The 11531-nt window shown below is 41.5% G+C and carries 10 protein-coding genes; 3 read left to right on the plus strand and 7 right to left on the minus strand.

Annotation, left to right across the window (positions count from 1 at the left end; translation table 11 throughout):
* Positions 1-71 precede the first annotated feature (71 nt).
* Together NAF17_RS02490 and NAF17_RS02495 are read left to right on the plus strand one after the other, a co-directional pair.
* A complete protein-coding gene (locus tag NAF17_RS02490) occupies positions 72-572 on the plus strand; it encodes a low affinity iron permease family protein (protein WP_252756399.1) in 501 nt (166 codons plus the stop codon).
* The gene (locus tag NAF17_RS02495; protein ID WP_252756400.1) at positions 538-966 is read left to right on the plus strand and encodes a GNAT family N-acetyltransferase; all 429 of its coding nucleotides are present in this window, start codon (positions 538-540) and stop codon (positions 964-966) included. Before NAF17_RS02490 ends, NAF17_RS02495 begins: the two co-directional genes overlap by 35 nt.
* 567 nt (positions 967-1533) lie before the next feature.
* On the opposite strand, the gene NAF17_RS02500 is transcribed toward NAF17_RS02495, so the two are convergent.
* The 5 genes from NAF17_RS02500 to NAF17_RS02520 form a co-directional block, all read right to left on the minus strand.
* Complete coding sequence (locus NAF17_RS02500; RefSeq protein WP_252756401.1) at positions 1534-2391, minus strand: hydroxymethylglutaryl-CoA lyase; 858 nt, start codon at positions 2389-2391, stop codon at positions 1534-1536.
* A gap of 3 nt (positions 2392-2394) precedes the next feature.
* Positions 2395-3708, minus strand: coding sequence for an NAD(P)/FAD-dependent oxidoreductase (locus NAF17_RS02505; protein ID WP_252756402.1), 1314 nt, complete (start codon positions 3706-3708; stop codon positions 2395-2397).
* 173 nt (positions 3709-3881) lie between these two features.
* On the minus strand, positions 3882-6854 hold the full coding sequence (gene secDF, locus NAF17_RS02510; protein WP_252756403.1) for a protein translocase subunit SecDF: 2973 nt from the start codon (positions 6852-6854) through the stop codon (positions 3882-3884).
* A gap of 114 nt (positions 6855-6968) precedes the next feature.
* Positions 6969-7451: a dihydrofolate reductase gene (locus tag NAF17_RS02515; protein ID WP_252756404.1), complete on the minus strand. Its 483-nt coding sequence runs from the start codon at positions 7449-7451 to the stop codon at positions 6969-6971.
* A gap of 182 nt (positions 7452-7633) precedes the next feature.
* Positions 7634-8455 (minus strand): thymidylate synthase, encoded by an 822-nt coding sequence (locus NAF17_RS02520; protein WP_252756405.1) that lies wholly within the window; start codon positions 8453-8455, stop codon positions 7634-7636.
* A gap of 170 nt (positions 8456-8625) precedes the next feature.
* On the opposite strand from NAF17_RS02520, the gene ispE reads away from it, so the two are divergent.
* Positions 8626-9429: a 4-(cytidine 5'-diphospho)-2-C-methyl-D-erythritol kinase gene (gene ispE / locus NAF17_RS02525; RefSeq protein ID WP_252756406.1), complete on the plus strand. Its 804-nt coding sequence runs from the start codon at positions 8626-8628 to the stop codon at positions 9427-9429.
* 51 nt (positions 9430-9480) lie between these two features.
* On the opposite strand, the gene NAF17_RS02530 is transcribed toward ispE, so the two are convergent.
* Positions 9481-9765 (minus strand): hypothetical protein, encoded by a 285-nt coding sequence (locus NAF17_RS02530; protein ID WP_252756407.1) that lies wholly within the window; start codon positions 9763-9765, stop codon positions 9481-9483.
* Between the two features lie 835 nt (positions 9766-10600).
* On the minus strand, positions 10601-11524 hold the full coding sequence (locus tag NAF17_RS02535) for a DMT family transporter (RefSeq protein WP_252756408.1): 924 nt from the start codon (positions 11522-11524) through the stop codon (positions 10601-10603).
* Positions 11525-11531 lie beyond the last annotated feature (7 nt).

Below are 11531 nucleotides of genomic sequence, written 5' to 3' on the forward strand. Positions count from 1 at the left end.
TTAGGATTAAAAAAAGCGCCGATGTTACAACATTGGCGCTTTTTTTAGTTGTTATTTAAATTTTAAAAAAAATGGCTAAGAGTAAAAAAAATTTATTTGAAAGGTTTGCCAACTGGGCAACAGCAGCAACTGGTAGTTCGGCAGCATTTATCATAGCTATCTGTACCATTTTAGTATGGTTGTTAACCGGGCCGATATTTAACTATTCGGATACCTGGCAGCTTATTATCAATACAGGTACAACTATTATTACCTTTTTAATGGTGTTTTTGATCCAAAAAACGCAGAATAAAGATTCAAAAGCTATCCACCTTAAGTTGAACGAGTTGCTTGCATCGCACCAGGGTGCCAGTAACCGGATGGTTGTTATTGAAGACCTGACCGAAAAAGAACTAGATCAGCTGCATAAATTCTATGTGCAATTATCTGACTTGGCCGAGAAAGAGGATGATATTACCTGTACGCACTCAATAGATGCGGCAGAAGAGAACCACGAATCTAAACTATCCGGTTACCGGTCAAAACCACATTACCAGCATGCCATCAAAAATAGAAGTAAAGCCGGTAAATAATCCCGCCGACCTGGAGACGGCTTTTGCTATACGGAACGAGGTATTTGTTATAGGCCAAAACTGCCCTGCTGACCTTGAACGGGCGAATGAAGAAGAATCTCACCATTTTTTAGTTACCGTTGATGGTGAACCTGCCGGGGCATCGCGCTGGCGCAAAACTGCCGATGGCTATAAGTTGGAACGTTTTGCTGTGCTTTCAAAATTCCGTGGTTTTGGCGTAGGGCAGGCGCTTGTAAAAGCCGTTTTGGCAGATCTTCCTACGGATGACAATTATGTTTATCTAAATTCACAAACACCAGCGGTAGGCCTTTACGAACGCTTCGGCTTTGAAAAAGTAGGGCCTGAGTTTGAAGAGGCGGGTATGATGCATTATAAGATGGTGAAAAAGAAATAATTGATAAATGAAGCATACAATCCTTAATATTTTTAAGAGCGCAACACCATTTTCTGTTGTTGCGCTGTTGATAATAACTGTGGGTGGTGTTTTATTAGGATATATTTTCTTAGGAGTGGGTCGGGAGAATTGGCATCAGGGATTTTACTTTGCCTGATAATTTTCGCTATACTAATCTATCAAATTGACAGAATTCTTTTTAAGAGAGTAAAACAAAATACGTTGGTATATGCTGAGTTTTTGTTGATGATTATTTTCACAGGAGCTTTTTTCTTTTAAACTAAAATGACTTGGTTGAGGGCAACAGCCAGTAAACCTTATTACGTAGTTATTTATGGAAACAAAGGATTAAACGCGTTAAGTGAATCAATAAGTAGAAAAACACAGTTATTGAGGGTAATAGAACTCTTTTAGAATGCTATTCTCATAACATGCCAGAGCAATTTAGGTACAGAGTTATAAAGAACACAATAGCTAACTATTTATATCGATAAAATAATAATTACTTATGAGAACGGCTCTTATATAAGTAAGATTATTTTTTGCCTCGTAATGGCCGTTTTTAACTTATCCAAACACTTTCCCCGAGTAATCCATAGCTTCGCTTAATTTGTCAAGATCAAGCCCCGGGTCGAGGTTTTGGTGCAGGAGGTAAGCTATGAGGTTTTCGGTAGCGATATTGCCTGTAAGGTCATCTGCGGCCATTGGGCAGCCACCATATCCTTTTAACGCTACGTCAAACTTTTTACAACCGGCTTCATAGGCGGCGGCGATCTTTTCCTGCCAGGTATCGGGCGTGGAATGCAAGTGTACACCAAACTCCGTAATTTCTGATAAGTTGGTGAGTGTAGGGTAAAGGCTGATGATTTGCTCAGGGGTAGATGCACCAATAGTATCAGATAAAGCGATGTAACCAATCCCTTCATCTATCAACTTTTGCGCCCAGTGTTGCACTATTTCGGTATTCCACTCGTCCCCGTAAGGGTTACCAAAACCCATGGACAGATAAATTAACAGTCTTTTATTATTAGCGCCGCACAACTCGTTAATGTGCTTCACATTGTCAAACGCCTGTTCTATAGTAGTGTTGGTATTGCGAAGCTGAAATGTTTCTGAAATTGAAAAGGGATAACCCAGGTAATGGATCTCCGGATGAACAACCGCATCCTCAGCGCCGCGGTAATTGGCGATGATGGCTAAAAGTTTCGATTTGGTGTTATCCAGGTCGAGCTTGCTTAAAACCCCCGCTGTATCGCGCAGTTGCGGTATGGTTTTTGGCGATACAAAGCTGCCGAAATCAATCGTATCAAAACCTACCTTTAAAAGCAGGTTAATATACGCGGCTTTTACGTCAGTAGGTACAAAGTCGTGCAGGCCCTGCATGGCATCGCGGGGGCATTCTGTTATCTTAAAATGTTCGGCCATTGGTTAGTCTGGTTTTGATACCTGCTCGTCTTTTTGTACAAGTTCTTCGCGTTTAAAGTTACTTATTATCAGCCTACTGCCACCATTATAGGTAACGTAGCTGGCAACCCAGTTAATGAATACAATAACGCGGTTACGGCCACCCATAAGTGATATTAAGTGCACAAACATCCATATCAGCCAGGCAAAAAATCCCTGAAATTTTAGTTTGCCCAGATCGGCAATGGCTTTATTACGGCCGATAGTTGCCAATGAGCCTTTGTCGTTATACTTGAACGGAACGGTTGGTTCGCCTTTTATTAAGCGATAAATATTTTTACCTGTAGTTTCACCCATTTGGATGGCAACCTGTGCCACACCGGGATGCCCTTTAGGGGTTTCTTCAGTAATCATAGCCGCCACATCGCCAATAGCAAATATGTTGGTGCTGCCGGCAACGCGGCAAATTGTATCGGTTTTTATAAGGTTGCCTTTTTCAATGGCATCTTTAGATACGCCCTCGGGCACAACGCCCAACACACCTGCTGACCAGATCACATTTTTGGTAAGGATGCTTTTACCGCCCTCAAATTTTATTTCTTTACCGTCAAAACTTTCTACTTTAACATTCAGCAATATCTCAACGCCCATTTTGTGCAGAAAATCCTCGGCAGCTTTTGAGCCTTCGTCAGAGAATGAGCCTAATACCTTCGGGAGAAAATCTACGAGGTAAACTTTCATTTCCTCTTTCATCAGTTCGGGGTAATCCTTATTCAGCACGTGGTTACGTAACTCTGCTAATGCGCCTGCAAGCTCTACACCGGTAGGGCCGGCGCCAACTAATACAAATGACAAGAAAGGCGCGCGTTCTTCCTTAGAGGGTTTTAAAATAGCCTCCTCCAGGTTTTGTAGCACCATGTAGCGCAGGTTTAATGCCTCGGGGATAGATTTCATAGGCATCGCGTAATGCTCTATCTCTTTATTACCGAAGAAGTTGGTGGTTGAGCCTGTGGCTACAACCAAGTAATCATAGGCAATCTCACCTATACTGGTCATGATAACATTGCGTTCGGCATCTATTTTGCTCACCTCGGTATGGCGGAAACGCAAGTTCTTTTGTCCCTCAAAATTCTTTCGGAGCGAGAAAGCGATAGATTCGGACTCTAAACTACCCGTAGCTACTTGGTATAACAGGGGCTGAAAGGTGTGGTAGTTGTGCTTATCTATCAGGATAACTTCTACAGGCTTATCTGCAAGTTGTTTGGCTACCTGTATGCCGCCGAAGCCGCCGCCTATTATAACTACCGTTGGGAATTTTGATTTATCAGTTAGGTTCATGAGCAAATGTTTTGTTTAGCCAGCCCCACCCAAACCCTCACCGGATAGGAGAACTAATAATTTTTAAAGTCTCCTTTTTTGGGGGAGATTTAGAGGGGGCTGGCATACTATTAGTAGTAAAACAAAAAAGGCCCCAAATGTTCTTTGGAGCCTTGAAAATTATATTGAAATGATTATTTCAGGTCTTTCTTTCCAAAATCGATGATAACCGGTGTGGCAACACAGATAGACGAATAAGTACCAAAAATAACACCAATTAACAACGCGAATGAGAAGCCTTTGATAACATCGCCACCAAAGATGAACAATATCACTAATATCAGGATTACTGTAAATGCAGTAATAATGGTACGGCTTAAGGTATTGTTAATAGCGTGATTAATAACCTCTTTCGGGTCGGTATTTTTCTCGTGTAGCAAGAACTCGCGGATACGGTCAAATACTACCACGGTATCGTTAATTGAGTAACCAATTACGGTAAGCAATGCAGCGATAAACGCCTGGTCGATATCTAAAGAGAACGGAAGGATATCCTTAAATAACGAGAAGAATGATAGTACCAGCAATGAATCGTGCACGGTAGCAACCATTGCACCAAGGCTAAACTGCCATTTACGGAACCTGATCAAAATGTAGGCAGAGATAACGATGATAGCCAAAATGATAGTCCACTTAGCAGAAGCTTTAACCTCATTTGCTATAGTAGCCTCCACTTTCTGGTGGCTTAAGATTTGGCTCTTCTCAATTTTAGTATCCGGGTTTGCAGCTAAAGCTTTTATAAGTGCTTCCTCTACTTTATCATCGGCATTTGGTGAAGTGTCATTGATCAGGTAGTTAGTATTGATACTCATCTTGTTACCAGTACCGTATGTTTTTACCTCAGCACCATGGCCAATAACACCGTCAATAGACTCGTGGATCTGCTCGGTAGTAACCGGATGGGCAAACTTAATAATGTAAGTGTGGCCACCACCAAAATCAACGCCGTAGTTAAAACCACGTGTCGCCATTGATATCAGACCAGCTACAATAAATATACCAGAGAAGATGTAAAATTTGAAGCGATTTTTAACAAACGCGTAGTTAGCATTTTTGAAGGTATGAGAGCTCCAAGGGCGAGAGAAGGTAATGTCCCAACCTTTATCTAACATAAACTCAAATATCAACCTCGAGATCAATAATGAACAGAACAACGTTGTTATGATACCGATCATCAATGTAGTTGCGAAACCTTGTATAGGGCCGCTACCAAATAAGAACAAGATAACACCTGTTAAGAAGGTACTGATGTTGGCATCAAGGATAGATGGTAAAGCGTGTTTAAAACCATCGGCAACAGCTATACGGATAGACTTGCCTAAGCCAAGCTCTTCGCGCACACGCTCGTATACCAATACGTTCGCGTCAACCGCAACACCCAATATCAGGATGATACCGGCGATACCAGGCAGTGTTAACACCGCACGGATACTAACCAATACACCCAGCAGGAAAAATACGTTGATCAATACCGCTATTACCGCTACAGTACCTGCGCGTTTGTAGTAGGCTACCATAAAGATAAGGATAACTACTAAACCAAGAATACATGATAATAAACCTGCGCTGATAGCCTCCGCACCTAATGATGGGCCTACAACTTCTTCGCCAATGATACGGGCAGGTGCCGGTAAACGGCCTGCTTTTAATACGTTGGCTAAATCTTTTGTATCTTCTTGTGTGAAGTTACCGCCAGATATTGATGATACACCACCAGAAATTTCGTTTTGAACGTTAGGGGCAGAGTAAACGTTATCGTCTAACACGATAGCGATAGCTCTTTTTTGTGCTGAAGCTGATGCCTCTGCAGTAACGGTTTTCCATTTTTGTGCACCCTGAGAGTTCATGTACATGGTAACCTCAAAGCCACCTTTTTGCTGGTCAATATCGGCACGGGCATCGTTAATTACGTCACCTTGTAATACCGGTCCATTTTCGGCACCCGCAAGTTTAATTGCATATAATTCAAATACCTTTGTTTTTTTGATAGGTTTTACACCCCAAAGGAATTTCATGTTTTGCGGTATAACAGATTTGATATCTGCGCTGTGTAAATAGTTGTTAACCTTAGCGGTGTCTTTAACTGCCGAGTAACCTACGATAGGGCCCGGGTTTAATTGCTGCTGGCCGCTTTTGTCCTGGTAAGTAACCGGCGACATTACCGCGAATAACGGGTTCTGTGCAGCAATTTGTGTTTTGTTTAGGCCTGCAGAATCTTTACCCGCTGTTGCATTTTTTAATTTGCTTAACAGGGATGCGGCAGAATTTTTAGCAGTAGCTGCAAGTTTCACTTTAGCAGTGTCTGCTTTAGTGGTATCTTTTATAGGAGCAGCAGTTTTAGCTTTTGCAGCCAATAAACCGTTAATGTTGTTTAATAAACCGTAAACCTCGGTATTATCAAAAGTTTGATAAAACTCCAATTTAGCCGAACCCGATAATAATTTACGAACACGCTCCGGCTCTTTAACACCTGGTAGTTCAATTAAAATCCGGTTGGTGCTTTTTTGTAGCTGGATGTTTGGTTGTGTAACACCAAACTGATCTATACGGGTATGTAATACCGTATATGATTGTTGAACCGCTACCGATGCCTGGTCTTTCAGGTAAGTTTCAACTTCGCTGTTTGATGAATTGAATTTTAACTTATCCTGATTGTTGCTGTTTGCAAATATGGCGGCAAGTTTGCTGTTTGGTGCCAATTTTTCATACTCGTTAACAAAAAGGGTTATATAATCCTTTTGCTCGGTTACGCTAAGTTGTTGCGCGTTTGTTAAAGCCTGCTTAAAGGCAACATCTGCGTTATTGTTTGATAACTTAGTTACCAGCTCGCGTAACGAAATTTGCATCGTAACGTTCATACCTCCTTTTAAGTCGAGGCCCAGGGCAAGCTCCCTGTCTACGCAATATTGGTAAGTATGGCCAAACACCGGATAAACCGGTAATGATGAAACAGAATCGAGATAAGACCTTTCCTTTTCAAGATTGCCTTTAGAATATGCTTTGGCATCATTCTCAACTTTGTGGGCCACCCATGTAAATGAAAGCTGGTATAAGCATACCACAGCCAGCAGAATGGCGAAAAATTTAATAACCCCTTTACCTTGCATCGCGAATTAAATATGTAATTAATTAGTTTATTAGCTTTTTAAATAAGATGGCAAATCTAATAAAATTTCACAAGCCTGAAATTTTTAATTGAAACAAAGTATTCTAAGTTTTTGTTAATGGCGGTTTAGTGTAATAAATGAATAAGGAAGCGAGTTTTTCTCATCCGGCTCGTTATATTCCCGGCTGGTTTCGTCCCATTTCACGTAATCAATTTCGGGGAAAAAGGTATCGGCCTCAAAATCTTTGTGGATTATTGTGAGGTAAATACGGTCGGTTTTATCCATAGCCTGGCGATATATCTCGGCCCCGCCGCCAATAAACACTTCATCATCGTGCGCGCAAAGCGACAGTCCTTCGTCTATAGATTTTACCACTTCACAGCCGGGGATTTCAATATCCTGTCTTGTGACCACAATATTGCGACGGTTTGGCAGGGGCTTGCCTACCGACTCGTAAGTTTTGCGCCCCATAATAATGGTGCGGCCGGATGTGATTTCCTTAAAATGTTTAAGGTCCTTCGGCATATGCCAAAGCAACTGGTTGTTTTTACCAATGGCGTAATTTTGGGCTATGGCTACTATGATACTTATTGTCATTGGGCAAGTATTGTAAAAAGTTCTTTATTTCCTCAATGATGTTTTCTATATGCTTAGCAATGGTAGCATCATTTATAATCTGTTTTATGTATTGTAAAACTTCTAATAAATGTTTGTCAGGTAGTTCATTTATCAGATCATGTATTTCTTTCCGTGTTTGTATTGCAAACATATAAATATTGTTAAACCGCAACCACCCCTTTAATATGCGGATGCGGGGCATAGTTTTCCAATGTAAAATCTTCAAACTTAAAATCGAAGATGTTTTTTACATCGGGATTTATTTTCATAGTTGGCAGTGGCCTTGGGTCGCGGCTTAATTGCAGCGTAGCTTGCTCCAGGTGGTTGTTGTAAATATGAGCGTCGCCAAAGGTGTGGATAAAGTCTCCGTAGTCAAGATCACACACCTGGGCCACCATCATAGTAAGCAGGGCGTAGGATGCAATGTTGAAGGGTACCCCTAAAAATATATCGGCACTACGCTGATATAGCTGACAGGATAATTTACCTCGGGTTTCTCCTTTTGAAGCATCAGCAGGTTGCACGTAAAACTGGAACAAACTATGGCAGGGTGGCAGCGCCATCTGGTTTACATCAGCCACGTTCCATGCGGATACCATCATACGGCGCGAGTCCGGGTTGTTTTTGATCTGGTTTACAACCTGTGTTATCTGATCTATGTGGCCGCCATCGGGCTTAGGCCAGCTGCGCCATTGGTAACCGTATACCGGACCAAGGTTGCCGTTCTCGTCGGCCCAATCGTCCCAAATGCGTACGCCGTTATCTTTCAGGTATTGTATATTGGTATCGCCGGTTAAAAACCAGATCAGCTCGTGGATGATAGATTTCAGGTGCAGTTTCTTGGTGGTTACCATCGGGAAGCCATCCTGTAGGTTAAAACGCATCTGGTAACCAAACACGCTTAATGTGCCTGTACCGGTACGGTCATGCTTTTGCGCTCCGTTATCCATCACATGCTGCATCAGGTCGAGGTACTGTTTCATTTGTTAGTTTATTGGTGAGTGGTTAAATGGTGAGTAGTTGGTAAAGAGAATAGCCATTTTCCCAATCAACCACCCACTATTCACTTTTATAAATCACTACAAATAAAAATAATCTATTTTTGGTATCCTACTGATGTGTATAAATACATGCGGTGTTAATTGAATTTTTGATGATAGCATTTCCCAACGCCAAAATAAATATCGGCCTTAATATTATTGCCCGTCGCCCCGATGGTTACCATGATCTGGAAACGGTTTTTTACCCCGTCAAAATTAACGATGTGCTGGAGGTGGTGGAGGCCGATAAACTGAGTTTTGAATCTGACGGTTTGGACATCCCCGGCAGGATGGAAGACAACCTTTGCATCAAGGGTTATCATCTACTGAGACAAGATCACGATATACCGCCCGTGAAGATTTTCCTGAAGAAGAATATTCCGATAGGCGCGGGGCTTGGAGGCGGATCTGCCGACGCCGGATTTTTCATTAAACTGATGAACGATAAATTTGGGCTTGAGCTGGGTGACGACAAGATGGAAGATCACGCCCGTGCGCTTGGCGCCGACTGTGCCTTCTTTATCAGGAACAGGCCGGTTTTCGCGTTTGAGAAGGGAGATGAGTTTGAACCCATCAACCTTGACCTATCAGCTTATAAAATAGTATTGGTGATGCCTGATGAGCAAGTATCTACCGCAGAAGCGTACAGGGGCGTAAAACCTGCTGCCGTGCGCGACTCGTTATACGACCAGATAAAAATGCCCCTTACGGCATGGAGAGGGCATATTAAGAATGATTTTGAAGGCCATATCTTCCGCGATCATCCCGTTATACGTGGCGTAAAAGCAGAACTGTATGAGCATGGCGCCGTATACGCGAGTATGAGCGGAAGCGGCGCATCCGTTTTTGGCATTTTTGAGACAGCGCCAAACCTTGATGACATGAAGGAGCACTACCAGGTATTTGAAAATGTGTGATAAGGCATGGAATGTGAATCTATCTCAAACCTTACGTTCCATACCTCACATCTAATCTTTGCTGATATAATCTCGGTCTTCGTCACTTAGTGTATTTTTATCCTCATCGGCGTGCAGTTCATCATAGTGCTCGCTGATGTTGTACTTCTTGTTTTTTGGGCGGCCAACAAGTATGCCTAATATAAACGCCGCCACCGCAATCGCTGTCATCACCGGCAACTTCGACATGTAGCCCGTACTAAACAAAAGTGTGAATTTCACCTCGTCGGTATTTTGCATGATGATGATGGTTAGTAACACCACAATTACAAGCGCGATAATATTTTTAATGCTCATCGTTTCTTCCCCGGTTTTAAGTTTCTACAAGATGCGATTTTAAAACCTATTTTTAAAATACCGGATTTTGATAATCTAAAACCTGAAGGGAAATTCTGACCGGAATAAAACCGGGCGGGTCAAGACACCTCAAGATCTATTTTTAAAATCGCGACCCGGCAAATGGCTTTTCAATTTCGCCCTGCAATAAATTACAGCTCAATTTTAATGGCACGATAATCGCCTTATATCGATTGAACGGGCGTTGAATTTTGATCCCGATTTTTAGCTCAAAATACAAATCTGTATACGCGTTTGGTATCTGTCCCAATTTATTTAAAATCTCACTTTTCCAGTTTGGTACACTATCTTCCGAATCACTTACTGTTTAAGCAAGGCGAATTTTAACGTTATTTAACCTTGTTTAAGCGTATCATTTACAATAAGTTAAATGATTTATATAGTGCTTATATTATAAATTACTATAATTATTAGTATTTGTATTTTTTTTAAACTTAATATATGTCAATTTTTAATGTAGATAAATTTTATATTGTATTGATTATAAGATATTTATTTAATATTAATGTAATGTATATTCAATCTTTATTATGAAATTAAAACCGTTTTTAGGGCTTTTTACAAGTAAAAGTGGATATTAAATTCAATACACTAATTGATTTCTGAAAATGGCACCATTTAGCCCAAAAAGTTTGTGGTGTGAAATTGTACCTCTAAAAATAAAAATGGCTTAAAATGGCTTAAAATGCCTTATAAATGGAGGCGTACTTTGCCCCTACCCCGCGGAGTTGAGGCATAAAGGGGACATGATCTAAATTAAAAAAGGATGTAAAGATTAACGGCTACGGCGCTTTGCCACCTGCTTTTGGGCAACAGGAAACAGGAAAACGGTAGACAAAATAATAACAGACCCAACCCAAAAACCAATTGACATTTTATTCATATCGCCAAAGAAAAGGAACGACATAATGATGCCATACACCGGCTCAAGGTTGGTAACAAGCGCTACTTTAAAAGCCGAGATCTCGCGCATTACAGATACGCCTGCAACGTACGCAAGGGCTGTACATACGGTGCCTAGGATAACCAGGTAACCAATATCCGACAGGTTGGGTATTGCAAATTCTACCAGCCCCCCGGAAGCAAATAGGTAAATAGTGATCCATAACAGCGCGCCGCTCAGCTCGTAAAATGCAATCACAGAGGCGTCCAGTTTCTTTACAAAGCGGCTGTTGATGATGGAGAAGAGGCTGGCCAGTATAGCGCTTACAAGCCCGGATATGATGCCCTTAGTGTATTTAGATTCGAATTTGAAGATCAGAATGATGCCGATAATTATTAAAATTCCGGCTACGATTTCCATTTTAGAGATACGTGTTTTGTTGATCAGTGGCTCAAAAATGGCGGTAAAAAGGGTGATAGATGAGAGGCATACTAAGGCCACAGGGATGGTAGAAAGCTTGATAGAAGCGAAAAAAAGAATCCAGTGACCGCCCACTAAAGCGCCCGTTAACGCCAATTTCCGCACCGTTTTCGCCTCAATTTTGAACGCGGTTTTGTTGAATTTGAAGTATAAAAACAACGTTAAGGTTGCAATTAGCACCCGATACCAAACCAAATTTACGGCCGAAATGGTGATCGCCTGGCCCAAAATTCCGGTAAATCCCCAAATAAAAACGGTAAAATGGAGGATTAATAGGTTTTTATTTAGTCCCGAAATCACATTTTTTCGTCCTGAATTAGTACCCGTTTCGGCCATTATTGTT

It is taken from the genome of Mucilaginibacter aurantiaciroseus (assembly GCF_024055595.1).
Lineage (GTDB): Bacteria > Bacteroidota > Bacteroidia > Sphingobacteriales > Sphingobacteriaceae > Mucilaginibacter > Mucilaginibacter aurantiaciroseus.